Consider the following 26,921-nt stretch of genomic DNA (forward strand, 5'->3'; position numbering starts at 1 on the left):
GGCCGCCGCCTCAGGCCTTGCGGCCCCAGCCTGAGAACACGCGGCCGAGCAGGCCGCCGCGCTTGGACGCGAGTTCCGCTTGCGCGGCGCCCGCGGCCACGTCGATCTCGCTCTCGACGGGCGGCACCGCCAGCTGCGCCAGCGTCTCGAAGACGTAGCGCCTGGGCTCGACGCGGAACCCCAGCGCCTGCTGGGCCTGCTGGATCACCCGCATCGTCAGCAGCGAATCGCCGCCGAGGTCGAAGAAGGTGTCGGTGGACCGGATTTCGTTCACATCGATGCCGATGGCACTGGCCCAGATCTGGGCCAGGCGAGCCTGCTCAGGCTGCAACAACGAGGTCGGTGCGGGCGCCTCCGGGATCCGAAGCGGCTGCGCCGCGATGGCTCCCGAGCCCAGTTCCGACAGCGTCGCGTGGGGGCGCTCGGCCACTGCGCGCAGGATGTCAATCAACTGCTCGTGCAGCGATACGATCTTCTCCCGCGTGTAGACGTTCGCGTTGTAGATCAGCCTGCCCTGCAGTCCGTTCTGGCGGTCGAGCATCCACAGGCCGAGGTTGTCGGTGACACCGGTCTTCACCACCGGAATCATGTCGTGCGCCAGTGGACCCCAATGCGTCATCCGCTCTCGCGTGTCCTGGAACGAAAACACAGCCTGGTACAGGCCGGTGCGACGCTGGTCCGGACTGGCCTGCTGATGGATGTACTCGTAGGGGAGATCCTGGTGGTCCAGTGCCGCGACCACCTCCTGCTTAAGCGAAGCCGCGAAATCGACGAAGCGAAGGCCCTTGTCTGCCATGCCGTAGACCGGCACCAGACCAACGAAGAAGCCCGCCGCGTGGTCCAGCTCGGGCAGCATGCGCCCGCGCACCGGCATCCCGACGGAGACCTCCGGCTTCCCGATCGCGTTCGACAGCATCACGGCGAAGGACGCCATGACCAGCATGTTGAGTGTCAGGTGGTGCTGCGTTGCGACAGTGCGCAGGCGCTCCTGCAGTCCGGTGTCCAGGGCGAGGAGCTCGTACTTGCCGACACCCGCTGCGCCCGGCTGGGCTTGCATGTCGGCCGGCACGTGCGCGAGCAGCGGTGCCAGCGCCAGGCGCTTCTGCCAGTAGGCCTGCTGCGTGGCGGCCTCCGGGCCTTCGAGCCATTGGAGGTGCCACTGCGTGTAGTCGCCGTAACGCAGCGAAAGCTCCGGCATCGGATTGGCGCTGCCCGAGAGTTGGGCGACGTAGGCAGCAGCCAGCTCGCGATAGAGGATGTCGAACGAGTAGCCGTCCCAGACCAGGTGGTGCACCATGAACAGGAAGGCATGCTCCTGCTCGCCCAGCCGGTAAAGAGCGCAACGGAACAGCGGCGCCGGTGCGGCGGGAATCGGCACCGCGATGATCGCCTTCATGCGCCGCATCAGCTCGGCCTCGCGCTCTTCGCCTGGAATGGAGCGCAGGTCCTCGAACGGGATGTCGAAGCGGACGCGATCCTCGATGCGCTGGATCCAGCCATCGCCGTCCGGCGCCTGCACGATGGCAGTTCGCATCGCATCCTGTCGCCGCACCACCTCGCGCAGGGCCTGTTCGAACTTGGCGCGATCCATCGGGCCGGTCAGGCGGTGTGCCGAGGGCGTGTTGAAAGGCGCGCTCTCGGGGTGCAGCTCCTGGGCGAATCGCATCCGCTGCTGCTCGAGCGTCAGCGGCGCTCTGCTGCGGTCGGTGCGCCGCGGGATCACGATCGGTGTCCGCTTGTCGACCTGGGCCAGCTCGATCGCGCGAGCCAGTTGCTCGGCCGTCGGCGCTTCGAACAGCTTGCTCAGCGGCAGCCGGATGCCGAAATGGGCGTTGATGCGGGTCGTCAGGTGCGCCGCCAGCAGCGAGTGGCCGCCCACGGCGAAGAAATCGTCGAGCACGCTCATGGCGGGCAGATGGAGAACTTCCTCCATGGCCGCAAGGACCGCTTTCTCGCCGTCGTTGCGCGGCGCTACGCGCGCCGCGGCATCCGCCTTTGCCTCGCTCGCCGCCGCAGCCGCGTTCGGTTCGGGCAGGGCCTTGCGGTCGATCTTTCCATTGGGCAGCAGGGGCAGAGCGGGGAGGACGACGACGTGCTGGGGCACCATGTATTGAGGCAGGCGCGAGTGGAGCAGCTCTCGCAGCGCCGAGCGGTCGTAGACGGCGCCGGGGGTCATCGCGAGGTAGGCGACCAGCCGCACATCGCCGGGGCGGTCCTCGCGGGCCAGCACGACGCTGGAGGCCACGCCCGGGGCTTCGTTGCAGCGGGCCTCGATCTCGCCGAGCTCGATGCGGTAGCCGCGCACCTTGACCTGGAAGTCGAAGCGGCCCATGTGTTCGAGCAGGCCGTCGTTGCGCCAGCGGCCGCGGTCGCCGGTGCGGTAGAGGGTGGCGCCGGGGCTGCCCCAGGGGTCGGGCACGAAGCGCTCGGCCGTGAGCTCAGGGCGCTCCAGGTAGCCCAGCGTGACGCCGACGCCGCCGATCACGATCTCGCCCGGCACGCCGATCGGGCAGCGCTGGCCGTTGCTGTCGAGGATCCACACGGTGGTGTTGGCGATCGGCTGCCCGATGGAGACGCCGCGCTGCGCCACCTGCACCGGATCGACCCGCCAGAGCGTCGACCAGATCGTTGTTTCGGTCGGCCCGTACATGTTCCAGAGCTCGCCGCAGCGCTGCAGCAGGGACTGGGCGAGGTCCGGCGGCAGGCCCTCGCCGCCGACCAGGGCCTTGAACGCGGGCGTTCCGCGCCATTGCGCATCGAGCAGCAGCCGCCAGCCGCTGGGCGTGGCCTGCATCATGGTGGCGCCGCTGTCCTCGACGAGCTTGCGCAGCGCCTCGCCGTCCATGGTCGTCTCGCGCGGCACGAGGATGACCTCGGCGCCGGCCGTCAGGGGCAGCATCAGTTCGAGCACCGCGATGTCGAAGGACAGCGTGGTCACGGCCGCCAGGCGGTCGTCGGCGCTGATGCCGGGCACCTCGCGCATGCTCTGCAGGAAGTTCGCGACCGCGCGGTGCGGCACGCACACGCCCTTGGGCTTGCCCGTCGAGCCGGAGGTGTAGATCACGTAGGCCGCGTCTTCGGGCAGGGCGTCCTGCGGCGAGGGCGCGAGCGCGGTCGAAGGCTGGTCCAGCCATGCGGTCTCGCGGTCGAGCGCGAACACGCGCCGGGCCGCGTCGGCGCACCAGCTGGTGGGCGCCACGGTGACGTCGGAGCCGGTCAGCAGCAGGCTCAGGGCGGCGTCCTCCGCGTAGTAGTCCAGGCGCGCTTTCGGGAAGCCCGGGTCCAGCGGCACGTAGGCGGCGCCGGCCTTCAGCACCGCCAGCAGCGCCACCATCATGTCGGCATTGCGCTCCAGGCACAGGCCCACGCGCTGGCCGCGGGCGACGCCGCGCTCGCGCAGGGCGTGCGCGAGCCGGTTGGACTGTTCATCGAGTTCGCGGTAGCTCCAGCGGCGGCTGCCGTCGTTCAGGGCGGGGCGTTCGGCAGCCAGCGCGGCGCGTTCGACGAAGCCGGCGTGCATCAGCGCCTGGCCGTGCAGCGGCGTCGCGGCCGGCTGCAGGGCGACGAGATGACCGGCTTCTGCATCCGACAGCACGTCGAGCTTGCCGACGGGCTGTGTGGGGTCGAGCGTCACGCTGCGCAGCAGGCATCCGTACATGTCGAGCCACCGGCGCACGCTGGCGTCGTCGTAGAGATCGGCGTTGTACTGAGCTTCCATCTGCATGCCGCCGGGGACGGGGATGATGTTGAGGAACAGCTCGAAGTTCTCAAAGCGGCGCCCGATGGTGCTCTGGGCGACTTCCAGGTCGGGGAAGTTGCCGCCATCGGGTGCGGCGTTGGGGTCGACGTTGAACAGCACGTTCACCAGCGGCAGCCGGCTGGGGTCGCGCGGCACGGGCAGCTTCTTGAGCAGAGAGCCGTAGGTGAGAGTCTGGTGCTCGAAGGCGTCGAGCAGGTGGCTGGCCGACTGGCGCATCAGCCCATCGAAGGGCATCTGGCTGTCGACCGCGACGCGGATGGGCAGCAGGTTGACGCAGTGCCCGACCAGGGACGTCATGCCGCTGGGCATCTGTCCGGCGGCGGCGATGCCGACCACGAGGTCGTCCTGCGCGGTGAGCCGGTGCAGGGTCGAGGCGAAGGCGCTGAACATCGTCGCGAAGAGGCTGACGCCCGAGGCGCCGCCGGTCTTGCGCAGGGCGTCGATCAGGGTCTGGTCGAGCACGCGGTCGATGCGCCGGGAGTTGAAGGTGCGCACGGCCGGGCGCGGGTGATCCTGGGGCAGCTCGAGCACCGGCAGGCTGCTGCCCGCGAAGCGCGAGAGCCAGTAGTCGACATGGCCCTGCATCTCGGGGCCGGCCGCCTGGGCGGCTTCCCAGGCCGCGTAGTCGGCGTAGCGGGCGGCGGGCTCGAGCGCCGGGCCGGCGCCGACCTGCTCGGCATAGAGCAGGCCCAGGTCGTGGCTGAGGATGCCCCACGACCAGCCGTCGCAGACCGCGTGATGGGCGGTCAGCAGCAGCACCTGGTCGTCGGCCGACAACTGGTAGAGCGCAGCCCTGAAAAGCGGCCCCTTCTCGAGCTGGAAGGGCTCGAGCACGGCGGCCAGGGCGTCGTCGTCGAGCCTGAGCTGGCGCTCGGCCGGTGCAAGCATCTGCAGGTCGTGGCGGGCCAGCTCGAAGGGCGCTGCCTCGCCAATGAGCAGCTGCGTGCCGTCGGGCGAAATCGTGGAGCGCAGGGACTGGTGGCGGGCGACCAGCCGGTCGAGCGCCTGGGCCAGGGCCCGCGTGTCGAGCGCGCCCTTGAACTGCAGCCGCAGCGACTCGTTGTAGGCCAGCGACGCCTGCGGGCTCAGGCGGTCGCCCAGCCAGACTTCGCGCTGGGCCTCGGTGGTCGGGACCACCTGCTCGATCACGCCGGCCGCGAAGGGATCGAATTCGTCGGCGGCGGTATCGGCGACTTGGCGGGAGAGAAGCGTTTCGCTCATGCTTGAAACCTGGTGTATTTGCCTTGGGCTGCCGGATCCGGCACGAACCATGCGGGTTGACCGTCCCGGTCGCGGCCCAGCCGGGCGTTGGGCACCGGCGGCTGCGACGGGTCGAGGTCGGAGCGACCTGCGGCGCGGCGCGGCAGCAGCTCCGCTTCCTGCATCTCGGCGATCGACTCCTTGAAGGCGGACTTGATGGTCGCGATGTCCTGCTGCGTATGCGCCGTCGTCATGAAGCACGGGAAGTTGTCGAGGATGTGGACGCCGCGGCTGCGCATCATCGCGAACAGCAGGTCCTGCAGCGGGTGGTCCTCCAGCCAGGTCACGCGCCACAGCGACGAGAAATAGCGGATCTCGACCGGTGCGCCGACCTCGCGGCAGAAGGCCGACAGCTCGTCGGCCATGGCCGCGGTGTGCAGGTTCAGCTGGGTCTGCAGCTTGTTGTTGTCTTTCTTCAGGTGGTCCAGCGCGGCCTTGGCCGCGGCCAGCCCGAGCGGATGCCGCACGAAGGTGCCGGCGAAGTAGGTCACGCCGACCGACGGCACCGAGTCGTCGCCGTACTGCCAGGCGCCGCCGTCGAGCGCGTCCATGTAGGCGCGCTTGCCCGCGATCACCCCGACCGGCAGTCCGCCGCCGATCACCTTGCCGTAGCAGGCCAGGTCGGCACGGACGCCGAACACCGCCTGGGCACCGCCCACATGGCAGCGGAAGCCCGTGATGACCTCGTCGAAGATCAGGCAGGTCTCGGATTTCTCGGTGATCGCCCGCACCTCGCGCAGGAACTCGCGCGGCTGGAAGTCGGGCCGGCGACTCTGCACCGGCTCGACCAGCACCGCAGCCAGGTCCTCGGCGTTGTCGCGGATGAACTCGAGCGCTTCGGGCGTGCCGTAGTCGAGCACCCGGATGTCGCCGAACATGCCCTGCATCACGCCGGGTGCGGCCGACATGCCCTTGTGGCTGCGACCCGCGCGCACCAGGACCTCGTCGAAAGTGCCGTGGTAGGAGCCCGTGAACACCGCCACGGTGCTGCGCCCGGTGGCCGTGCGCGCGATGCGGATGGCCGCCATCACGGCCTCGGAGCCGGTGTTGCAGAGGCCGGCCCGCTCGAAGCCCGTCATCTCGCAGATGCTCTGCGTGACGTCCGCGGCCAGCGGATGCTGCGGGCCGATCTCGAAGCCGGCGTCGAGCTGGGTGCGCATGGCGTCGAGGATGAAGTCGGGCTGCCAGCCGAACAGGTTCATGCCGAAGCCGCTCAGCACGTCCACGTACTCGTTGCCGTCGAGGTCCCACATGCGCGAACCCTTCGAGCGCTCGATCACGATCTGGTAGGTGATCTCCTTGGTGGCCGGGCGGAAGCCGTTGACCACGCGCGGGTCGGCCATGTGGGGCCGGTTGTGCTCGGTGAATGCCTTGCTCTTGGCCGTGCGCTCCGTGTAGCGGCGGATGAAGGCCGCCAGCCGTGCCTTCTGGCGTTCGGTCGGTTCCTTGCTCTGGGTATGGATTCGGGCAATGGCGCCGAAGGCTTTCTTGACGTCGTACTTCGGCGCTGCGAGCGGCTCTTCGGCGTCCGGCTCGGTGGGTGTGGACGCCGTGGCCGCGGCGGTGGCCAGGGGCGTGGTTTGCTCCACCACCGGCGCCGGCAGCACGGGGCTGGCCGGAATCGATGGCGCCGCCGACAGCAATGCGAGTTGCTGCTGCATCAGCTGCATCTGTTGCGCAATAACCTGCTGCACCAGCGTGCCCGTCTCGGCAGTCGGCGCAAAGCCGACCGGGACGGCCATGGCGGCCTGCAGCGGGGGCCGGGCCATGGCCGGTGCGGCGGCCTGCGGCGGCGCAGCCACCGGCGCTGCGATCGAGGGCGCCGCTGGCGCGGGCTCGGGAGGCAGCGTGGCGTCGAGGTATTCGGCCAGGGCGTCGAAGCTGCGATAGCTCTCCATCAGCTGGCGGAAGGTCAGGTTGGCCTTGAAGTGCTTCTTGACCTGGATCGAGGCCTGCGTGAGCGTGAGCGAATCGAGGCCGATCTCCACGAAGGGCGCGTTGCCTGCCACGCCGGACATCTCCATGCCGGAGAGGTTTTCGAACAACTCGCGCAGACGCAAGTCGAGGGCTGCCCGGCGTGCGGGCGCGGCGGCGGTGGCTGTCATGGGCAACTCCGGAATCGAATGAGAAGTGGGTTCGGGCGCCACGGCCGGTGCGGCCGTGGCGGCGGGTGCAGCAAGCGGGGCGCCAGCGTCGATGTCGACCCAGAAACGCTTGCGCTCGAAGGGATAGGTGGGCAGCAGGACGCGGTGCTTGACCGCGCGCTCGTCGAGTGCGCCCAGGTCGATCTCCGCGCCCAGCGTCCAGAGGCGGCCTGCCGCCAGCCGCCAGCCGCCGGATTCGGCGCCCGGCCGGTCGCCGAGCAGTTCGACGGCCGGTGCGGGCTGGGCCTTGGTCGCGTGCTGGCGGGCCAGTGTCGACAGCGTGTTCCGGGGCCCGGCCTCGATGAAGACGGGGCTGGCGATATCGTTCAGCACCGCTCGCAGCGCGGTCGAGAAGCGCACGGTCTCGCGCAGGTGGCGGGCCCAGTAGCGGGGATCGACGGCCTCGTCGGCTGCGAGGAGCGCGCCCGTGAGCGTCGAGTAGATGGGCAGCCTCGGCGCCGACAGCGCGAGCTCCCGGACCAGGGCCTCAAAGGCGGGCACCGCAGCGTCCATCATGGCCGAGTGGAAGGCATGCGAAGTCTGGAGCAGGCGGACGGCAACGCCGTTCGCCTCGAGCCGGGCGCGCAGGCTCTCGATGGCCTCGAAGGGCCCGGAGGCGACGCAGGCGGTCGGACCGTTCTCCGCGGCCAGCGAGACATCCGCGCCCAGGAGCGGCTGCAGTTCGGCGGCCGACAAGCGCACCGAAAGCATCGAGCCGGCGGGCTGGGCCTGCATCAGCGCACCGCGCCGGGCGACCAGGCGGGCGGCGTCTTCCAGCCGCATGACGCCGGCCAGCACGGCGGCGGCGAATTCGCCGACGCTGTGGCCGATCAGGGCCACCGGCTTCACCTGCAGGGCAAGGATCCTGCGCGCGATCGCGTACTCGAGCACGAAGGTCGCGGGCTGCGTGACCGAGGTCGGGGCCAGGGCGGCGTCGTCCGTGGAGAACATCCGTTCCCGCAGGTCGAAGTCCAGCACGCCCTCGAATGCGGCCAGGCATTCGTCGAAGGCGGCGCGGAACACGGCGTCGGACGCGTGCAGTTCCCGTCCCATGCCGGCGTACTGCGCCCCCTGGCCGGGGAACATCAGCACCGGCTGCGGCACCCGCGCGCCGGTCGAACCCGTGGCCGAGGCCGGTGAGTCGTTGCGCAGTGCCGCGGCGGCCGCGACCGCGTCGCCGGCGACGACGCAGGCGCGGTGCGCGAAGGCCTTGCGGCCGACGCGCAGCGTGTGGGCCACGTCCGGCAGCGACAGGCCGGGGTGGGCATCGAGGTGATCGGCAAGCCGCTGGCGGGCCATCGCCAGCGCGGCCGGCGAGCGCGCGGACAACAGCAGCAGCTGCGGCGCCGCGGAAGGATCCGACGCGGCGCGCAACGGCGCCTCTTCGACAATCACGTGGGCGTTGGTGCCGCCGACGCCGAACGAACTCACGCCCGCACGCCGCGGCGTGTCGCCGCGCGGCCATGCCTGCAGCCGGTCGTTGACCCGGAACGGCGTGGCCTCGAAATCGATGGCGGGATTGGGCGCCTCGAAGTGGATCGATGCGGGGAGCTGCCCGTGGTGAAGGGACAGCGCGGTCTTGATCAGGCCGGCGGCGCCCGCCGCGGTGACGAGGTGGCCGACGTTGCTCTTGACCGAGCCGATGCGGCAGAAGCCGGTGTCCGGCGTCTCGCGTGCGTAGGCCCGGCGCAGCCCCTCGATCTCGACCGGGTCGCCCATCGGCGTGGCGGTGCCGTGCGTCTCGACGTAGGAGATGCTGCGGGCATCCACTCCGGCAGATGCCAGCGCTGCCGAGATCACGGCGGCCTGGCCATCGATGTTGGGGGCCGTGAAGCTGGCCTTGGCGCCGCCGTCGTTGTTGACCGCCACGCCGCGCAGCACGGCATACACCGGGTCGCCGTCGGCCAGCGCGTCGCTGAGCCGCTTGAGCATGACCACGCCCGCGCCGTCGGAGAACACGGTGCCCTGCGCCTTAGCGTCGAAGCTGCGCGTGTGGCCGTCCGGCGAGAACATGGCGCCCTCTTCATGGAGGTAGCCGCTGCGCGGCGGGCAGGTGATCGCGATGCCTCCGGCCAGCGCCACGTCGCATTGGCCGGAGCGCAGCGCGTGGAAGGCCTGGGCGACAGCCACCAGCGAGGTCGAGCAGGCGGTGTGGATCGCGATCGCCGGCCCGGTCAGGTTGAGCCGGTGCGCCACGCGCGTCGCGATGTAGTCCTTCTCGTTGGCGAACAGCACCTGCAGGGCGCCGAACTCCTCGACCATTTCGGGCTGCTTCTGGAGGTGCTCCAGGAAGTAGGTCGCGGTGTGCATGCCGGCATAGACGCCGACCGATCCCGGGTAGCGGTCGGGAACATAGCCCGCCCGCTCGATGCATTCCCAGCAGACTTCGAGAAACAGGCGCTGCTGGGGGTCCATCAGCTGGGCTTCCTTCGGGCTCATGCCGAAGAAGGCGGCGTCGAACCATTCGACGTCGTCGATGACGCCGCGCGCGGGCACATAGTTCGGGTTCGCCCTCAGCGCCGCGTTGACGCCGGCGTCGAGCGTGGCGTCGTCGAAGAAACTGATCGAATCGCGACCGGCGCAGAGGTTGTCCCAGAACTGCTCGACATCGGCAGCGCCGGGGAAGCGGCCCGCCACTGCGATCAGCGCGATCGGCTCCTCGTCGCGGCCGGCGGTGGCCGGCGGCTGCCGCTGCGGCAGCGCGCGCGCCTGCGCGTCGCCCTCCAGCTCCAGTGCCAGCGCCTGCGGCGTCGGCTGCTGGAAGAACAGGTTCGGAGTCAGGCGCTGGTCGGTCGATGATTGCAGGTCGGCCAGCACCGACATCACGAGCAGCGAATCGCCGCCGAGGTCGAAGAAGTTGTCCGCGCGGCCCACCTGGTCGATTCCGAGCGCCTTGGCGAAGGCGGCGCAGATGCGGGCTTCGGCCGGCGTGCGGGCCTCTTCGTAGGGCACGCTCAGCTCGGGGCGTCCGGTGTCCGGCTCGGGCAGGGCCTTGCGGTCGATCTTTCCGTTCGGCAGCAGGGGCAACGCGGGGAGGACGACGACGTGCTGGGGCACCATGTACTGGGGCAGGCGCGACAGGAGGATCTGGCGCAGGGCGGCGCGGTCGTAGACGGCGCCTGGCGCCATGGCGAGGTAGGCGACCAGCCGCACATCGCCGGGGCGGTCCTCGCGGGCCAGCACGACGCTGGCGGCCACGCCCGGGGCTTCGTTGCAGCGGGCCTCGATCTCGCCGAGCTCGATGCGGTAGCCGCGCACCTTGACCTGGAAGTCGAAGCGTCCCATGTGCTCGAGCAGGCCGTCGTTGCGCCAGCGGCCGCGGTCGCCGGTGCGGTAGAGGGTGGCGCCGGGGCTGCCCCAGGGGTCGGGCACGAAGCGCTCGGCGCTGAGCTCGGGGCGCTCCAGGTAGCCCAGCGTGACGCCGACGCCGCCGATCACGATTTCGCCCGGCACGCCGATCGGGCAGCGCTGGCCGTTGCTGTCGAGGATCCACACGGTGGTGTTGGCGATCGGCTGCCCGATGGAGACGCCGCGCTGCGCCACCTGCACCGGATCGACCCGCCAGAGCGTCGACCAGATCGTTGTTTCGGTCGGCCCGTACATGTTCCAGAGCTCGCCGCAGCGCTGCAGCAGGGACTGGGCGAGCTCCGGCGGCAGGCCCTCGCCGCCGACCAGGGCCTTGAAGGCGGGCGTGCCGCGCCATTGCGCATCGAGCAGCAGCCGCCAGCCGCTGGGCGTGGCCTGCATCATGGTGGCGCCGCTGTCCTCGACCAGCCGGCGCAGCGCCTCGCCGTCCATGGTGGTCTCGCGCGGCACCAGGATGACCTCGGCGCCGGCCGTGAGGGGCAGCATCAGCTCGAGCACGGCGATGTCGAACGACAGCGTCGTCACGGCCGCCAGGCGGTCGTCGGCGGTGATGCCGGGCAGCTGGCGCATGCTCTGCAGGAAGTTCGCGACCGCGCGATGCGGCACGCACACGCCCTTGGGCTTGCCGGTGGAGCCGGAGGTATAGATCACGTAGGCCGCGTCTCGCGGCAAGGCGTCCTGGGGCGAAGGCGCGAGCGCGCTCGAGGGCTGGTCCAGCCATGCGGTGTCGCGGTCGATCGCGAACACGCGCCGGGCCGCGTCGGCGCACCAGCTGGTGGGCGCCACGGTGACGTCGGAGCCGGTCAGCAGCAGGCTCAGGGCGGCGTCCTCCGCGTAGTAGTCCAGGCGCGCTTTCGGGAAGCCCGGGTCCAGCGGCACGTAGGCGGCGCCGGCCTTCAGCACCGCCAGCAGCGCCACCATCATGTCGGCATTGCGCTCCAGGCACAGGCCCACGCGCTGGCCGCGGGCGACGCCGCGCTCGCGCAGGGCGTGCGCGAGCCGGTTGGACTGTTCATCGAGTTCGCGGTAGCTCCAGCGGCGGCTGCCGTCGTTCAGGGCGGGGCGTTGGGCATCCAGCGCGGCGCGTTCGACGAAGCCGGCGTGCATCAGCGCCTGGCCGTGCAGCGGCGTGGCCGCCGGCTGCAGGGCGTCGAGCTGGCCGGCCTGGGCGTGCGACAGCAGCTCGAGCTTGCCGACGGGCTGCGTGGGGTCGACCGTCACGCTGCGCAGCAGGCACTCGTACATGTCGAGCCAGCGGTGCACGCTGGCGTCGTCGTAGAGATCGGCGTTGTACCGGGCCTGCATCTGCAGGCCGCCGGGGACGGCGACCAGCTGGAGGAACAGATCGAAGTCCTCGCTGCCCGGGACGGCCTTCGGCCCGGGGAAGTCGCCGTCATCGGTGGCGGCGTCGAACAGCACGCTGACCAGGGGCAGCCGGCTGGGGTCGCGCGGCACGGGCAGCTTGTCGAGCAGGGCGGCGTAGCTCAGGGACTGGTGCTCGAAGGCGTCGAGCAGGTGGCCGGCAGATTGGCGCAAGAGCGCATCGAAAGGCGTCCGGCCCTCGACGGCGACGCGGATCGGCAGCAGGTCGGCAATGCCGACCACGAGGTCGTCCTGGGCGCTGAGCCGGTGCAGGGTGGCGGCAAAGGCGGTGAACAGCGTCGCGAAGAGGCTGGCGCCCGAGGCTCCGCCAGTCTTGCGCAGGGCGTCGATCAGGGCCTGGTCGAGCAGGCGGTCGATGCGCCCGGAGCTGAAGGTGCGCACGGCCGCGCGCGGGTGATCCTGGGGCAGTTCGAGCACCGGCAGGCTGCTGCCCGCGAAGCGCGAGAGCCAGTAGTCGACATGGCCCTGCATCTCGGGGCCGGCAGCAACGGCCGACTCCGCGTCGAAAGGGGGGGGCGCATGATGTTCCATGGGATACCTGCTGATAAGTCCCGTTACAAAATCTCACATAAAGGCGCGTAGTTGTGCAACACCTTGTCGTTGAACCGTATCGTTATGCAAGCAATGGTGAGCAATGGGAGACCCCTTGCCAACCCCCCAAAGGCATAGCCTCTTGAGGGACCTACCCCACCGACCGGGATATGCCGGATGCAATTCGTTTCCATTAACCGATTGACAACGCCGGCTACAGAGTCATTTTGCATCCGTTTTTACATTTTGAATACTTAGGATTGACAGAATTCGCTGAGAAATTGGCTCTATCTGATAGAAAAGTTCTATGTGAGCCGTCGGCCGTCGCGGATCAGGCCGTTGCTTCGTCGAGCGGACCTGTGTTCAGGTGCCCGACATCGCCCCAGCCGACCAGGGTGAAGCCCTGCGGCGTCCAGAGGAGGCGGTTGATGGCGGCGTTTCCGAGGTGCCAGGTGCGGGGTGCCTGCAGTTCCTGGCCAGTCGCCGCCCGGTAGAGCACGTCCATCACGCCCCCGTGCGCGACCAGCACCACGAGTTCGCCCGGATGCAGCGCCGCCAGCCCGGACGCCGTGGCCGTGACCCGATCCCTGAAGGCGAGAAGCGACTCGCCGCCTTCGGGCGCGAACTCGGGATCCCGGGTGCGCCAGAGCCGGGCCTGATCCGGCAGGTTGGCGTCGATGTCGGCGAAGGTGCGGCCCTCGAACAGTCCGAAAGCGCGCTCGCGCAGGCCGGGTTCGGCGCCCACGTCGATGCCGCGCGGTCCGGCGATCGCCTGTGCGGTCTGCCAGGCGCGCGACAGGTCGCTGGCGTAGATGGCCCCGATCTGCTCTTCCTCGAGCGCCCGGGCGACCTGGTCGGCCTGCCAGAGCCCGATTTCGTTGAGCGCTATATCGAGCTGGCCCTGAAGCCGGGTATCGACATTCCAGGCGGTTTCGCCATGGCGTACGGCGATGACGCGGGTGGCCTCCATCTTGACGGATCAATCCTGGCGGGTGGCCCGCGGGATCTCGATGTTGACCCGGCGCACCCCCAGCGGAGGATTCGGAAAGCCCTGCAGCGAGGCCTGGAACATCACGGGCAGGATGGTGGCGCTGTTGCTGTAGGGACCGTCGTTGCGGGCATGGGTCTCGAACACCACCCGGTTGGACGGCAGTTCGCGCAGCACGATGCTGACCTCGCGCGCGAACCAGGGAGTGGGCGGCGGCCCGAAGGCCGGTCCGTACCAGCCCCCGCCGTACCATCCGCGCGGGCCTCCCCATCCGCCCCAGCCGCGCCCGCAGCCCCAGGCGCCGGCGCAGCCCCAGCCCGGACCGGGCCCGAACCAGGGCCCGCCGACCAGCCACGGGTCGGCCCAGGGCGACAGCTCGGCGCTCACGCGGGCGCCGATCAGGGCGCTGAGCTGCGGCGCGGCGTCGCCGCGCCGCAGGCCCACGCCGTCGAGCGCCGCGCCGGCCATCGCTTCGAGCTGCTGCTGCGTCGCCTCTTCGACCTGCTGGGAGGGCAGGCGCTCGAAGCGGTAGGTGGCACCGGCGGGGACGCCGGCCATGCTGGAGAAGGTCCGCACATCGCTGTCGACCACCCAGCGCGTGGCGCAGCCGCTCAGGGCGGTGGCGGCCAGCAGGACAGCGAGGATCTTCTTCATGCTCAGAGTTGGACGATGCGCAGCGCAGAGGGCGCCGGCAGATCGGGCGGATCGAAGGCCTTGTCGCCGTTTTCGTCGGCCACGCCGGTCGCCTTCAAGCCCTTGAAGTCGAAGGCCTTGGCGTCGAGCAGGTGGGAGGGCACGATGTTCTGCATGGCGTTGAACATGTTTTCGATCCGGCCCGGGAATTTCCGTTCCCAATCGCGCAGCATCTCGCCGACCTGCTTGCGCTGCAGGTTCTCCTGGCTGCCGCACAGGGTGCACGGAATGATCGGGAACTCGCGGTGCTGGGCCCAGCGGACCAGGTCCTTCTCGGCCACGTAGGCCAGTGGCCGGATCACGACGTGCCTGCCGTCGTCGCTCACCAGCTTCGGCGGCATCGACTTGAGCTTGGCGGCGAAGAACATGTTGAGGAAGAAGGTCTGCAGCATGTCGTCGCGATGGTGGCCCAGCGCGACCTTGGTGGCGCCCAGTTCGTCGGCCACGCGGTACAGGATGCCGCGGCGCAGCCGGCTGCAGAGGCCGCAGGTGGTCTTGCCTTCGGGGATCACGCGCTTGACGATCGAGTAGGTGTCCTGCTCCTCGATGTGGAAAGGCACGCCCAGCGCCTTCAGGTAGCCCGGCAGCACGTCTTCCGGGAAACCCGGCTGCTTCTGGTCGAGGTTGACCGCCACGATGTCGAAGTGGATCGGCGCCCGGGCCCGCAGCTTCAGCAGGACGTCGAGCAGCCCGTAGCTGTCCTTGCCGCCCGAGACGCAGACCATGACCTTGTCGCCTTCCTCGATCATGTTGTAGTCGACGATCGCGCGGCCGACTTCGCGGCACAACCGCTTCTCGAGCTTGTGGGTCTCGCGCTCGATCTTCAGGTCATTGGTGGACGAGGGCGTTTCGTCGATCCATACGGCACTCATGTCACTTGCTCCGGAATACTTCGACGCCTACTGCGTCACAGTCGGGGTAGACGTCGGGCTTGGCGGTCGATACCCGCGCGGCCTGCACCTTCGGATGCGCCAGCACCTGCGTCAGGATGTCGTCGCACAGTGTCTCCTGCAAGTGGATGTGGCCCTTGCTCAGGCGCGTGGCGACCGTGCGGCGGATGAAATCGTAGTCGACCACCTCGTCGAGCTCGTCGGCCTTCGGCGTCGAGACGGCCAGCGGCACATAGAGGTCGACATTGATGATCACGCGCTGCTCGGCGCGCTTCTCGAACTCGTGCACGCCGATGTTGATCCAGACTTCGTAGTCGCGCAGGAAGACGCGCCTGCAGGTCAGCAGAAGGGGGTCGAGGGCAGCGGTGGTCATGGTGAAGCTTTCAGCAGTTCGTCGACGACGAACATGATGTCGCGCGCCAGCGGCACCAGGTGCTGGCCGTTGTCGACGCAAAGGGTGGTGCCGGTCACGCTGGGCGTGCCGGCAAGGAAGACGCAGGTCCGGGCGACATCGGCCGGATCGATGGCGCGGCGCAGCAGGTTGGCCTGCGAAGCGCGCGCGAAGTTGGCCTCGTTCTGCGGGCCGCTCGGGTAGAGGATGCCCGGCGCCACGCCGCAGACGCGCAGCGCGGGCGCCAGCGACTGCGCCTGCAGTGCCACCGCGCGCTCGAGTGCCAGCTTCGACACGGTGTAGGAGAAGTAGTCGGGGTTCAGGTTGTAGACCTTCTGGTCCAGCACGTGAATCGCCGAGCGGTCGATGCCGTCGCCGGGCGAGGCGCGCCGGGCCAGCAGCCGCGCGAAGGACAGCGGCGCGATCAGGTTCACACCGAGCTGGCGCAGCGCCGCGTCGGCGTCGAAGTCGAGCCCGGTGTCGGGCTCGAAGGCCGAGGCGTTGTTGACGATGCAGGCCAGGGGCCCGCCGGCCGAGGCCTCTTCGACCAGCGCGATGCGGCCCGGCTCGCTCCCGATGTCGGCTTCGATGGCGGTTGCCTCGTGGCCCTCGTCGGCGAGGCGCGCGCACAATGCGAGCGCCTGCACCCGCGAGGCGCGGTACTGGCACCATACGCGCCAGCCCGCCCGCGCGAAGGCCTCGCAGACCGCGGCGCCCAGGCGCTGGCCGCCGCCGGTCACGAGCACGCCTCGGCGTGGGGTCGATTCAGCCATCCTGATAGATTTCCCTTATTTATGAACCTGGAGCAGGGCGCCGAGCGCGCCACCCCGTTGACCCGAATTATCGACGCCGCGCTGGAGCGTGCCGGCGGCTGGCTGCCCTTCGACCGCTTCATGGCCCTGGCCCTGTACGCGCCGGGGCTGGGCTACTACGCGAGCGCGAGCCGCAAATTCGGCCAGATGCCGGCTTCGGGCAGCGATTTCGTGACCGCGCCGGAACTGACGCCGCTGTTCGGCCGCACCCTGGCGGTGCAGGTCGCCGAGGCGCTCGAGCGAACCGGCACGCAGGAGGTCTGGGAGTTCGGCGCCGGTACCGGAGCGCTGGCCCTGCAATTGCTCGATGCGCTGGGCGACCGCATCGGGCGCTACCGCATCGTCGACCTGTCCGGCACGCTGCGCGAGCGCCAGCAGCAGACGCTCGCCAGGCACGCCGGCAAGGTCGAGTGGCTGGCCGAGCTGCCCGGGGAAATGCACGGCGTGGTGGTCGGCAACGAAGTGCTCGATGCGATGCCGGTGCAGCTGCTGGTGCGCAAGGGCGGCCAATGGCACGAGCGCGGCGTGGTCCGCCAGGGCCAGGGCTTCGGCTGGGACGACCGGCCCACCGCGCTGCGGCCGCCGCTCGAGGTCGACGGCGCGCACGACTACCTGACCGAGATCCATCCCCAGGCCGAGGCCTTCGTCGCGACGCTGGCCGACCGGCTGAAGCAGGGCGCGGCCTTCTTTATCGACTATGGCTTCCCCGAGGCCGAGTACTACCACCCGCAGCGCCACATGGGCACCGTGATGTGCCATCGCGGCCACCAGGCCGACGGCGATCCGCTGGCCGATGTGGGCGCAAAGGACATCACGGCCCACGTCAACTTCACCGGCGTGGCGCTGGCGGGGCAGGATGCCGGCTTCGCGGTGCTGGGCTACTGCAGCCAGGCGCGGTTCCTGCTCAATGCCGGCATCCTGCCGATGATGGAACAGGCCTCGCTGGCCGAGCGCGCGATGGCCGCGCGGCTGATCCACGAGCACGAGATGGGCGAATTGTTCAAGGTGGTCGGCTTCACCGTCGGCGAGCCCTGGGACGCGATCGGCTTCGCCGAAGGGGACCGCAGCCACACGCTGTGAGGGCGATCGCGGCACCGGAGCTGGGTTCTAATCCCTCCATGAGCTCCACCTTCACACCGGCCGACGACCTGCGCGTCGCCCAAGCACTGGCCGATGCGGCGGCCTCGCACTCGCTGCGCCTGTTCCGCACTCCGCTCGACGTCATCTCCAAGGCCGACGAAAGCCCCGTGACCCAGGCCGATCGCGCGGCCGAGGCCGCGATGCGCGAGATCCTCGGCGCCGAGCGTGCGGCCGACGGCATCTTCGGCGAGGAGCATGGCCTGGAGCGCATCGACGCCGAGCGCGTGTGGGTGCTCGACCCGATCGACGGCACGCGCAGCTTCATCACCGGCTCGCCGCTGTGGGGCACGCTGATCGCGCTGGTGCGCGGCGGCCGGGTCGAGCTCGGCATGGTCGACATGCCGGTGCTCGGCGAGCGCTGGATCGGCCAGGCCGGCCTGGGCGCGCAGCGCAACGGCCAGCCGGTCCGTGCAAGCCGATGCAGCCTGGTCGCCGAGGCCCGCATCGTCACCACCTCGCCCGACATCTTCAACCCGGCCGACTGGCAGGCCTTCGACCGCCTGAGCCGGAAGTGCGCGATGCGCCGCTTCGGCGGCGACTGCTACGGCTACGCCCAGCTGGCCGGCGGCACCATCGACCTGGTGGTCGAGACCGGCCTGCAGCCCTACGACTACCTCGGCCCGACCGGGCTGATCGAGGCCGCCGGCGGCATCGTCACCGACTGGCAGGGCCAGCCGCTGGGCCTGCAGTCCGACGGCCGCGTGGTCGCAGCGGCGACGCGCGAACTTCACCGACAGGCGCTGGACCTGCTGGCGTCCTAAACTGCATCCATGATTCGCTGGCTGATCGTCGTCGTCCTGGCGCTGGTGCTGATGAGCGGGCTCACGGCCTGGCTGCGTCGCTTCGGCTTCGGGCGGCTGCCCGGCGATTTCGAGTTCCGTGCCTTCGGCCGCGACTGGCAGCTGCCGATCGCGAGCACGGTTTTGCTGAGCATGATCGCGGCCCTGGTCGCACGATGGATCTGATTCGATGAGCGCAGTGCAGAGCGTGGGGGACCACCGATGAGAGCTTGTGTCGATCTCGGTGGCACCAAGGTGGCCGTGAGCCTGTCGGCCGACAGCGTCTCGCCGCTGATCGGCCGCCGCAGCGAACCCACCGCCAAGACCGGCGACAACGACGCCGTCGCGCTGCAGATCATCCGGCTGGTCGAGGAAGTCTGTGCCGAGCAGCGTATCGACGCCGCCAGCGTCGACTGCGTCGGCGTCTCGACCGCCGGTCCCTTCGAGCTGCGCGATGGCGTGGTCGAGCTGGCCACCCCCAACATCTGCGGCGGCATCGCCGGCCCCGCGCGGGGACTGCCCAACCAGTGGATGACGGCGCTGCTCGAAGCGCCGCTGCGCCGGCGCTTCGCCCGCGTGCGGGTCGAGAACGACGCGGTCGCCGCGCTGGAGGCCGAGCGCCGCTGGGGTGCGCTGCAGGGCGTCGACCATTGCGCCTACGTCACCTGGAGCACCGGCGTCGGTGTCGGGCTGTGCGTCGATGGCCGCGTGCTGCACGGCAAGAACGGCAACGCGGGCCATGCGGGCCACAGCTTCGTCTCCGACGACGACAACAGCGCGCTGTGCGGCTGCGGCAACCTCGGCGACGTCGAGGCGCTGGCAGCGGGCAACGGCATCGCGCGGCGCTTCGGCGCGCCCGCGGCCGACCTGTTCGCCGCCGCCGCGCGCGGCGAGCCGCAGGCGCTGGCGACCACCGACGCGCTGTGCCGGATCATGGGGCGCATGCTCTTCAACCTGATCGCCACGCTGGACCTGCAGCGCATCAGCCTGGGTGGCAGCGTGTTCTGGAACAACCGCGACTTCCTGCTGCCGCGCCTGCAGGCCCAGGTCGACGGCAAGCTTGTCGCGCTGACGCGCGGGGCCCTGCTGGTGCCGGCCGGACTCGGCGACAGGGTGGGGGACTACGGGGCCTTGGCGTTGGTCGACTGACGGATCGGGATCAACCGCATATGAAGCTTGGCAGGATCGTTCTCGGCGCGTTCGCCGTCGCCGCCGTGGCCGCCACGGCAGCCTGGTTCAACCTGGACAAGGAAACGCGCGGGCTGCTCGCCACCCTGCCGACCGACCGCGACGTGCTGTTCTGGAGCCAGCCGCAGCGCGATGCGGCATTTCGCGCGCTCGACCGGCTGCCCGTGCTCGCCAAGGCGCGTGCCGTCCCCGCCGGCGCCACGCCCTTGCCCTTGCCGCCCGGCCCGCCGCTGGTGCTGCCGCTGGATGTCGACGCCTACATGGCGCAACAGAGAAGCGCCGCCCTCGTGATCCTGCACGACGGCAAGCTGCGCCTGGAGCGCTACGGCCTGGGCTTCGACCGCGAGGGGCGCTGGACCAGTTTCTCCGTCGCCAAGTCCATCACCTCCACGCTGCTCGGCGCCGCCGTTCGCGACGGCCAAATCCGCAGCCTCGACGACAAGGTCAGCGACTACATCCAGGAGATGAAAGGCTCGGCCTATGACGAGGTCAGCATCCGCCAGTTGCTCACCATGACGTCCGGCGTGCGCTGGAACGAGGACTACGCCGATCCGAATTCCGACGTGGCGCGCTTCAACAACCACAAGCCCGAAGAGGGCGTCGATGCGCTGGTGAGCTACCTTCGCAAGCTGCCGCGTGCGGCGCCGGCCGGCACGCGCTGGAACTACAGCACCGGCGAGACCAACCTGGTCGGCGTGCTCGTCACGCGGGCGACGGGCAAGCCGCTCGCGGAGTACCTGTCGGCAAAGATCTGGGCGCCGGCCGGCATGGAGCAGCAGGCGACCTGGATCCTGAGCCGGACTGGGCAGGAGATCAGCGGCTGCTGCATCCAGGCGGCCACGCGCGACTTCGCGCGCTTCGGGCAGTTCATCCTCGACGGCGCGCGCCTCGCCGGCAAGCCCATCGTGCCGGACGATTGGCTGGCCCAGGCCACCGCACGTCAAGCGGACATCGGCCGACCGGGCCGCGGCTACGGCTTCCAGTGGTGGACCTACGACGACGGCAGTTTCGCGGCCCGCGGCATCTTCGGGCAGGGCATCTTCATCGATCCGAAGCGCAGGCTGGTGATCGCCTCCAACGGCAACTGGGCCGGCGGCGCCACGGGCGCGGCCGAGATGGCGGCGCGGGAGGACTTCTACAAGGCGGTGCAGAAGGCCGTGGCCGACGAGGCGGCGGGCAAGGCCGGCGGCTGATCGCCGCCTGCGGTCGCCGAGTTCGACTGGAGCTAGGCGCCGGCGCCCAGGTCAGCCAGAAAATCCCGAGCACGCTCTGACGACCTGGAGACAAGATTCATTGCCTGGGAGGCAGCCAAAGCAACGCGAGGACGAGCGCCTTCATCCAAGTCGGCTACAGCGGTCGTGAGCCAGTCTGGAAACTTCTCCATCAGCGCGTCGATCAGCACCGTGGCCTGTCGGCGGTCCTTGTCAGCCTTGAGCGCGCGCGACGGGTCTCGAAGCGTGCTGACGATGAGTTTATGAAGGGCAAACCTGGCAGGGTCCGGCAGCATCACCGGGACCACATGTTCCTTGCCAAGGACAAAGCCACGCGTTGCGTCTGAAATCAGATAGCCGAAGTAGGGCAATCCCGTCGCGTGTGCTCGTATCTGGGGCAAGGGCTTCGTTTCGTACGCCTCGGTGCCCGGCACGAGCAAGTCAACCTTGAGCGGGCGACCGCGGGCCTTGAAGGCGGTCGAGGGCTTCTGAGGATCCAGCTCCGGGACCTCGAAGAAGGCAACGCCGCTGTCGCGAAGGATGTCGAGAAAGCTGCGCTCCTGGGGAATGGCCACGGAGATGGACCCGGCGCTTCCGATGTCGATGTCTTCGGTCGCGTAGTTCGCGGCAAGGCGAACGCCCAGGCTGTTCAGCAGCGCACCGAATGCATGAGAGCCGACGAGGACCCCCCCGTGGCTGAAGATTCCGGCATTGAAGAGCGTGGCGAGAGTCAGCGCCGACGAGTTGTCCGCGGCTGCAAAGCCCGCCTTGCGCAGAAGCTGGACCTCGCTGGCGAGTTCGCGCATCTCGGCGCTCTCGAGGCGCTTCTCTTCGAGTGCCGCTTCGCAACGAGGATCTCCCACGCGGCCCAGCGAGGTTTCCTTGTGTTTTCCGGACGCCAGGTACACCCGCCAGTAGAGGTATGTCTTGCCGGCCACAGTCTTCTGGGCGGCGGACCCGGGAGAGTGCAGCGGGATGCAGGACTGCGCGCTGGCGCGCTCGCTGACTGAGGCATACAGCGTCTGTAGCGCATCGTTGTGGAAGCTGGCCATGGTCGAGATTTATACCTCAGTGTTTGGTTTTGAGGTATAAATTCCTTGCACAGCCGCGCATTCCGCCAACCGTCGCGACTCAACGCCGTCCCTCAAGCCGCCATCCGCCCCTCCACCCCTCGCACCACCCTTGATTCGCAAGCAATCTCCCCCAGCCGTCGCAACCCGCCTTCGATCGCGTCGGTGAAGGGCCAGCCGCAATTGATGCGCAGATAGTGGTCGAAGCGCGAGGAGTTCGAGAACAGCGCGCCCGGCGCCACCAGGATGCCCTCGCGCAAGGCCCGGTCGAACACGGTCATCGACGGCAGCCGGTCGGGCAGCTCCACCCACAGCTGCAGTCCGCCCGGCGGCAGGTTCAGCCGCGTCCCGGCGGGGAAGTGCGCCGCGATGGCATCGGCGGTGCGCTCGCGCTGCTCCCGCAGCCGGTCGCGCAGGCGCCGCAGGTGGCGGTCGAAGGCGCCGGTGCCCATGTATTCGCCGGCCGTCCACTGCGACAGCTCCTCGTTGCTGCGGGTCTGCGTGTACTTGAGCATCTCGACCCGCCCATGCCAGCGTCCGGCCGAGATCCAGCCGAGCCGCATGCCCGGCGCCAGGATCTTGTGCAGCGAGGCGCAGTGGATCACGTTGCCCGTGCGGTCCCATGACTTGATCGCCCGCGCCGGTGTGTCGGTGTCGAGCAGTTCGCTGTAGGTGTCGTCCTCGATCAGCGCCACGCCGCGCTGCTCGCAGAGCGCGACCAGGCGCTGCTTGTGCGCATCGGGCATGACGCTGCCCAGCGGGTTCTGCAGATGCGGCACCACCACCACCGCCTTGATGTTGTCATAGGCATCGAGCGCCATCTCCAGGGCCTCGACCGACAGCCCGGTCTGCGGGCTGGTGGGGATCTCGACGGCGCGCATGCCCAGGCTCTCGAGCACCTGCAGCAGGCCGTAGAAGGTCGGAGATTCGACCGCCACCGTGTCGCCGGGCTGGGCCACGGCGCGCAGCGCGAGGTTGAGCGCCTCGATGCAGCCGTTGGTGGACAGCACCTCGTCGGGCGCGAGCGTCATGCCCGCGCGCATGCCGCGCCGCGCCGCGGCTTCGCGCAAGGGCGTGCGGCTGCGCGAGGGCGCGGCGGTCGTCAGCAGGGCGGGCCGCTGGCGCAACAGCCGCATCATGATCGTCTGCAGCGCCTGCGCGGGATAGAGCTCCGGCGCACCGCGGGCCAGCGAGAAGTCGATCCGCACCGCGCCCTGGCGCCTGCGGGCGACGAATTCCGAGACCTTCCCATGGATGCCGACGTACTGCGCCGGGTCGGGCGCCACATCGGCGGCCGGCTCCTCCATGGCCGCGATCGCGAGCCGCCGCGGGCGCTTCACGAAGTAGCCCGAGCGATCGCGGGCCTCGACCCAGCCTTCGCCTTCCATCGTGCGGCACAGCTGCAGCGCGGTCGACAGGCTGATGCCGTGCAGGCGCATCAGGCTGCGCAGCGAAGGCAGCTTGTCGCCCGGCTTCAGCGAGCCGGCACGGATCGCGTCCAGGTAGTGGACGGCCAGTTGGCGATAGAGCGGTGACGGTTCCATGCGGTCGATGCTCGCGCAGACGGCAGCGGGGAAACAGATGCAGTTCGGCGGGAATGGGACCATAACAGATGGACATGCAGAGCCACTGTTGTGGCCGGGAAAGCCATTCTCTGTGCCTGTTTTTCAGGCACTGCGATGCCTACGATGAAGTCATTGCAACTCTTCGACAGGGCACCTGCGATGACCACCGAACTCCCCGAATCCACCTGCCTGCAGCGCGGCCAGACGCTGCGCATGGCCGTCGATGCCGGCTTCGCGCTGAGGGTCGCCCAGGGCAGCGTCGACCTGAGCGGACCGCCTTCGTGGCTGGGCGAATCGGTCTTCAGCGTGAAGACGCGGCTCGAGGAGGGCCAGGTCCATGTGGTCGAGCGCGGCGGCTGGATCGAGGTGAGGGCGCTGGCGCCCGCGCGGGTGGGCCCGGTGGCGATGCCCGCGGCCAACGGGCCGGCGGCGGCTTCGCGGCTGGCGCGCCTGGTGCATCTGCTGGCCGGCCGAATGGCCTGGCGTTGACAAGGCCGCCGCCTAGCGCTCGCTCGCGGCTTCCCGCAGTGCCAGCAGGAAGCCGTTGCGCCACCAGTGCACGTCCTGCTCGCGGATGCGCGCCAGCAGTTTCTGGTGGCGCTCCCGGCGTTCCTCCAGCGGCATCTGCAGCGCCTGCTGCACCGTCTCGGCGGTGCCGTGGGTGTCGTAGGGATTCACCAGCAGCGCTTCCCTGAGCTGCTCGGCCGCGCCGGCGAAGCGCGACAGCACCAGCACGCCCGGGTCGGCCGGGTCCTGGGCCGCGATGTACTCCTTGGCCACCAGGTTCATGCCGTCGCGCAGCGGCGTCACCAGCCCGACCGCGGCCGCCCGGCAGAGGCCGGGAACGCGCTTGCGCGCCACCATGCGGTGGATGTAGCGCACCGGCATCCAGTCGAGCTCGCCGTAGTCGCCGTTGATCGCGCCGCACAGCGACTCGAGCTCGCGCCGGATGTCGCCATAGGCATCGACGGTCTCGCGCGTCGGCGAGGCGATCTGGATCAGGGTCGCGCTGCGGCGGTTCTCGGGGTAGTTGGCGAGCAGCTCCCGGAACGCCCGGACGCGCTGCGGAATGCCCTTGGAGTAGTCGAGCCGGTCGATGCCCAGCAGCAGGCGCCGGCTCGAGTACTCGCGCCTCATGGTCTCGTACATGTCGCGCGATTCCTTGGCGTGCGTGAGCGCCGCGAACTCGTCGACGTCGATGCCGATCGGGAACGCATTGCAGCGCACCTTCTGCCCGTAGGCGCGGTACATGTGGTCGGCCAGGATCTCGCCGTGCGCCTCGTTCTTCACGTAGTGCTCGAAGTGCTGCACGTCCTGCTCGGCCTGGAAGCCGATCAGGTCGTAGGCGAACAGCGAGCGCATCAGCCACTCGTGCTGCGGGATCGCGGCGATGATGATCTGCGGCGGCAGCGGGATGTGCAGGAAGAAGCCGATGCGCTGCCTGCAGCCCATCGCGCGCAGCTCGGCCGCCAGCGGGATCAGGTGGTAGTCGTGCACCCAGATGATGTCGTCGTCCTGCAGCAGCGGCATCAGCTTGCGCGCGAACAGCTGGTTCACGCGCCGGTAGCCGCCGATGAAGCCGGCATCGAAGTGCGCCAGGTCGAGGCGGTTGTGGAACACCGGCCACAACACGTCGTTGCTGTAGCCCAGGTAGTAGCTGTCGTGGTCCTCGCGGCTCAGGTCGATGGTGGCCAGCGTCACCTTGCCGGCCTGCTGGCGGTGCAGCTCGCCTTCGCCGGTCGGGCCTTCCTCGACGATCGCGCCGCTCCAGCCGAACCACATGCCGCCGGTCTGCTGCAGGCTCTCGCCGAGCGCCACGGCGAGGCCGCCGGCGGCCGGCTTGCGCGGATCGGCCACCCGGTTCGATACCACCACCAGTCTGCTCATAGGCAGGCCCCCACGTTCGGCACTGGCGTGTCCCCGGCGTCGCTCATATGCACGAATCCCAGGGCGCCGACAGTCTCACTGCCGCATTGATGATGCCGACCATCGAATAGGTCTGCGGGAAGTTGCCCCACATCTCGCCGGTCACCGGGTGGGTGTCCTCGGACAGCAGGCCGAGCGGATTGCGCGCCGCCAGCATGGTCTCGAAGATCTGCCGGGCCTCGGCCTTGCGGCCGATCTTGGCCAGCGCGTCGATGCGCCAGAAGGTGCAGATGTTGAAGGCGGTCTCGGGCTTGCCGAAGTCGTCGGCGGCCTCGTAGCGGCGCATGTAGGGACCGTCGCAGAGCGACTTCTCCATCGCCTCGACGGTCGAGATGAAGCGCGGGTCGCGGGCGTCGATCAGCCCGACCTCGACCATCAGCAGCACGCTGGCGTCGAGCTCGTGGCCGCCGAAGCTCTCGGCGAAGGCCTGCCGCTCCTCGCACCACGATTTCTCCAGGATCTCCTCGCGCATGCGCGAGGCATGGCCGTGCCAGTAGGCGGCGCGCTCGGGCAGCTCCAGGGTGCGCGCGATCTTCGCGAGGCGGTCGCAGGCGGCCCAGCTCATCAGCGCCGAGCTGGTGTGGATGCGGGCCCGGGTGCGCAGCTCCCACATGCCGGCGTCGGGCGTGCCGTAGACCCGGATCGCCTGCTCGCCGACCGCTTCGAGGTAGGGAAACTCGTTGACGCCGGCCCGGCTCAGCAGCCGATGGTCATGGAAGGATTGCGCCGCGCCGAGCACGATGTTGCCGTAGACGTCGTGCTGGAAATGCTCCTGGGCCTGGTTGCCGACGCGCACCGGCCCCATGCCGCGATAGCCGCCCAGGCCTTCGACGAAGGATTCGGGCAGTTCGCGCTCGAGCCCGATGCCGTAGAGCGGCTGGATGTGCTCGCCGTGCGAGCCGATCACCACGTTCGACAGCCAGCGCAGGTAGTCCTCCATGGTGCCGACCTCGGACAGGCTGTTGAGCGCGCGCACCACGAAGAAGGCGTCGCGCAGCCAGCAGTAGCGGTAGTCCCAGTTGCGCTGGCTGCCCGGCGCCTCGGGGATGCTGGTGGTCATCGCGGCGACGATCGCGCCGGTGTCCTCGTAGAGCGAGAGCTTGAGCGTGATCGCGGCGCGGATCACCGCTTCCTGGAACTCGAACGGGATCGCCAGCCGCTTGCTCCAGGTGCGCCAGTAGGCGATGGTCTCCTGCTCGAAGTGGCGCGCGGTGTCGGCGATGCCGTCGGTCAGCGTCTCGTCGGCGCCGAGCACGAAGTTGTGCTCGCGCGAGAGCACGAAGGGCTGGCGCGAGAGGATGTGCGAGACCGAGGCGTCGGTGTTCAGCCTGAGCGTGAAGTCGGGCCCGACATAGCGGATGTGGTTGCTGCCGCGCGTGATGGTGGGCGGCATCGCCCCCCACTGGAAGCGCGGAGTCAGCGCCACGCGGATGCGCGGCGTGCCCTTGATCGGCTTGACCCGGCGCACCATCGTCAGCGGCCGGAAGTAGCGCGAGCGGCTGTGGAAGCGCGGCGCCAGGTCGGTGATCTCGATGCCCTGGCCGGCGCTGTCGAAGAGCTGGGTGCGCAGCACCGCGGTGTTCGGCTCGTACCACTGCTTCGAGGACGCGAAGTCCTCGATCTCGATGGACCAGGCGCTGGCATCGGCGCCGGGATCGAGCAGCGCGTTGAAGACCGGATCGCCGTCGAAGCGCGGCAGGCAGCACCAGACCACCCGGCCGCGGGCGTCGACCAGCGCGCTATAGGCGCAGTTGCCGATCACGCCGACATCGAGCGAAGCCGGCGCCGGCGGCAAGAAGCCGCCGTGCGGCATCGGGGTCGAGG

General features: G+C 69.6%; 17 protein-coding genes. 6 read left to right on the forward strand and 11 right to left on the reverse strand.

The features are described from left to right. Positions 1-10 precede the first annotated feature (10 nt). The 7 genes from QTI45_RS09225 to QTI45_RS09255 all read right to left on the reverse strand — a co-directional run bounded on the left by QTI45_RS09225 (position 11) and on the right by QTI45_RS09255 (position 16,179). Complete coding sequence (locus tag QTI45_RS09225; RefSeq protein ID WP_286654125.1) at positions 11-4,981, reverse strand: non-ribosomal peptide synthetase; 4,971 nt, start codon at positions 4,979-4,981, stop codon at positions 11-13. After that, positions 4,978-12,444: a non-ribosomal peptide synthetase/type I polyketide synthase gene (locus QTI45_RS09230; RefSeq protein ID WP_286654126.1), complete on the reverse strand. Its 7,467-nt coding sequence runs from the start codon at positions 12,442-12,444 to the stop codon at positions 4,978-4,980. Before QTI45_RS09230 ends, QTI45_RS09225 begins: the two co-directional genes overlap by 4 nt. Positions 12,445-12,775: 331 nt before the next feature. After that, complete coding sequence (locus QTI45_RS09235; protein WP_286654127.1) at positions 12,776-13,414, reverse strand: histidine phosphatase family protein; 639 nt, start codon at positions 13,412-13,414, stop codon at positions 12,776-12,778. A gap of 9 nt (positions 13,415-13,423) precedes the next feature. Beyond that, complete coding sequence (locus QTI45_RS09240; protein WP_286654128.1) at positions 13,424-14,086, reverse strand: DUF4136 domain-containing protein; 663 nt, start codon at positions 14,084-14,086, stop codon at positions 13,424-13,426. 2 nt (positions 14,087-14,088) lie between these two features. Continuing rightward, positions 14,089-14,997, reverse strand: a complete 909-nt coding sequence (ttcA, locus tag QTI45_RS09245) for a tRNA 2-thiocytidine(32) synthetase TtcA (RefSeq protein ID WP_286654129.1) — start codon at positions 14,995-14,997, stop codon at positions 14,089-14,091. A 1-nt stretch (position 14,998) separates the two neighbouring features. Beyond that, positions 14,999-15,388, reverse strand: coding sequence for a dihydroneopterin aldolase (locus QTI45_RS09250; protein WP_286368918.1), 390 nt, complete (start codon positions 15,386-15,388; stop codon positions 14,999-15,001). Continuing rightward, a complete protein-coding gene (locus QTI45_RS09255; RefSeq protein ID WP_286654130.1) occupies positions 15,385-16,179 on the reverse strand; it encodes an SDR family oxidoreductase in 795 nt (264 codons plus the stop codon). Before QTI45_RS09255 ends, QTI45_RS09250 begins: the two co-directional genes overlap by 4 nt. A 21-nt stretch (positions 16,180-16,200) precedes the next feature. Between QTI45_RS09255 and QTI45_RS09260 the strand changes: the two genes are divergently transcribed. From QTI45_RS09260 to QTI45_RS09280, 5 genes are read left to right on the forward strand one after another with little or no spacing between them, the layout of a single operon-like run. Beyond that, a complete protein-coding gene (locus tag QTI45_RS09260) occupies positions 16,201-17,298 on the forward strand; it encodes a class I SAM-dependent methyltransferase (protein ID WP_286654131.1) in 1,098 nt (365 codons plus the stop codon). Positions 17,299-17,336: 38 nt separating this feature from the next. Next, positions 17,337-18,119 carry a histidinol-phosphatase gene (hisN, locus tag QTI45_RS09265; RefSeq protein WP_286654132.1) on the forward strand — a complete coding sequence of 261 codons (783 nt, stop codon included), beginning with the start codon at positions 17,337-17,339 and terminating at the stop codon, positions 18,117-18,119. 9 nt (positions 18,120-18,128) lie between these two features. Further along, positions 18,129-18,323: a DUF2905 domain-containing protein gene (locus QTI45_RS09270; RefSeq protein ID WP_286368922.1), complete on the forward strand. Its 195-nt coding sequence runs from the start codon at positions 18,129-18,131 to the stop codon at positions 18,321-18,323. Between the two features lie 36 nt (positions 18,324-18,359). Further along, positions 18,360-19,286 carry an ROK family protein gene (locus QTI45_RS09275; protein WP_286368923.1) on the forward strand — a complete coding sequence of 309 codons (927 nt, stop codon included), beginning with the start codon at positions 18,360-18,362 and terminating at the stop codon, positions 19,284-19,286. 20 nt (positions 19,287-19,306) lie between these two features. Then, positions 19,307-20,518 (forward strand): serine hydrolase domain-containing protein, encoded by a 1,212-nt coding sequence (locus QTI45_RS09280; protein WP_286654133.1) that lies wholly within the window; start codon positions 19,307-19,309, stop codon positions 20,516-20,518. Positions 20,519-20,550: 32 nt separating this feature from the next. Here QTI45_RS09280 and QTI45_RS09285 read toward each other — a convergent pair whose 3' ends face one another. Together QTI45_RS09285 and QTI45_RS09290 are read right to left on the reverse strand one after the other, a co-directional pair. After that, positions 20,551-21,588: a GSU2403 family nucleotidyltransferase fold protein gene (locus QTI45_RS09285; protein WP_286654134.1), complete on the reverse strand. Its 1,038-nt coding sequence runs from the start codon at positions 21,586-21,588 to the stop codon at positions 20,551-20,553. Positions 21,589-21,680: 92 nt separating this feature from the next. Then, positions 21,681-23,150 (reverse strand): aminotransferase-like domain-containing protein, encoded by a 1,470-nt coding sequence (locus tag QTI45_RS09290; RefSeq protein ID WP_286654135.1) that lies wholly within the window; start codon positions 23,148-23,150, stop codon positions 21,681-21,683. Between the two features lie 180 nt (positions 23,151-23,330). On the opposite strand from QTI45_RS09290, the gene QTI45_RS09295 reads away from it, so the two are divergent. After that, positions 23,331-23,660 (forward strand): hypothetical protein, encoded by a 330-nt coding sequence (locus QTI45_RS09295; RefSeq protein ID WP_286654136.1) that lies wholly within the window; start codon positions 23,331-23,333, stop codon positions 23,658-23,660. A gap of 12 nt (positions 23,661-23,672) precedes the next feature. Here the strand turns inward: QTI45_RS09295 and otsA are convergent, their stop codons facing one another. Together otsA and QTI45_RS09305 are read right to left on the reverse strand one after the other, a co-directional pair. Beyond that, positions 23,673-25,058, reverse strand: coding sequence for an alpha,alpha-trehalose-phosphate synthase (UDP-forming) (gene otsA, locus QTI45_RS09300; RefSeq protein WP_286654137.1), 1,386 nt, complete (start codon positions 25,056-25,058; stop codon positions 23,673-23,675). Positions 25,059-25,101: 43 nt separating this feature from the next. After that, entirely contained in the window at positions 25,102-26,910 is a 1,809-nt protein-coding gene (locus tag QTI45_RS09305; RefSeq protein WP_286654317.1) for a glycoside hydrolase family 15 protein, read from the reverse strand. Positions 26,911-26,921 lie beyond the last annotated feature (11 nt).

The organism is Variovorax saccharolyticus (assembly GCF_030316765.1).
Taxonomy (GTDB): Bacteria; Pseudomonadota; Gammaproteobacteria; order Burkholderiales; family Burkholderiaceae_C; genus Variovorax; species Variovorax saccharolyticus.

Coding starts and splice junctions, on each gene's coding strand:
- QTI45_RS09270 (WP_286368922.1), top strand. CDS start 18,129: ATGATTCGCTGGCTGATCGTCGTCGTCCTGGCGCTGGTGCTGATGAGC.
- hisN (WP_286654132.1), top strand. CDS start 17,337: ATGAGCTCCACCTTCACACCGGCCGACGACCTGCGCGTCGCCCAAGCA.
- QTI45_RS09225 (WP_286654125.1), bottom strand. CDS start 4,981: ATGAGCGAAACGCTTCTCTCCCGCCAAGTCGCCGATACCGCCGCCGAC.
- QTI45_RS09240 (WP_286654128.1), bottom strand. CDS start 14,086: ATGAAGAAGATCCTCGCTGTCCTGCTGGCCGCCACCGCCCTGAGCGGC.
- QTI45_RS09235 (WP_286654127.1), bottom strand. CDS start 13,414: ATGGAGGCCACCCGCGTCATCGCCGTACGCCATGGCGAAACCGCCTGG.
- otsA (WP_286654137.1), bottom strand. CDS start 25,058: ATGAGCAGACTGGTGGTGGTATCGAACCGGGTGGCCGATCCGCGCAAG.
- ttcA (WP_286654129.1), bottom strand. CDS start 14,997: ATGAGTGCCGTATGGATCGACGAAACGCCCTCGTCCACCAATGACCTG.
- QTI45_RS09255 (WP_286654130.1), bottom strand. CDS start 16,179: ATGGCTGAATCGACCCCACGCCGAGGCGTGCTCGTGACCGGCGGCGGC.
- QTI45_RS09290 (WP_286654135.1), bottom strand. CDS start 23,150: ATGGAACCGTCACCGCTCTATCGCCAACTGGCCGTCCACTACCTGGAC.
- QTI45_RS09295 (WP_286654136.1), top strand. CDS start 23,331: ATGACCACCGAACTCCCCGAATCCACCTGCCTGCAGCGCGGCCAGACG.
- QTI45_RS09285 (WP_286654134.1), bottom strand. CDS start 21,588: ATGGCCAGCTTCCACAACGATGCGCTACAGACGCTGTATGCCTCAGTC.
- QTI45_RS09230 (WP_286654126.1), bottom strand. CDS start 12,444: ATGGAACATCATGCGCCCCCCCCTTTCGACGCGGAGTCGGCCGTTGCT.
- QTI45_RS09305 (WP_286654317.1), bottom strand. CDS start 26,910: ATGCCGCACGGCGGCTTCTTGCCGCCGGCGCCGGCTTCGCTCGATGTC.
- QTI45_RS09260 (WP_286654131.1), top strand. CDS start 16,201: ATGAACCTGGAGCAGGGCGCCGAGCGCGCCACCCCGTTGACCCGAATT.
- QTI45_RS09275 (WP_286368923.1), top strand. CDS start 18,360: ATGAGAGCTTGTGTCGATCTCGGTGGCACCAAGGTGGCCGTGAGCCTG.
- QTI45_RS09280 (WP_286654133.1), top strand. CDS start 19,307: ATGAAGCTTGGCAGGATCGTTCTCGGCGCGTTCGCCGTCGCCGCCGTG.
- QTI45_RS09250 (WP_286368918.1), bottom strand. CDS start 15,388: ATGACCACCGCTGCCCTCGACCCCCTTCTGCTGACCTGCAGGCGCGTC.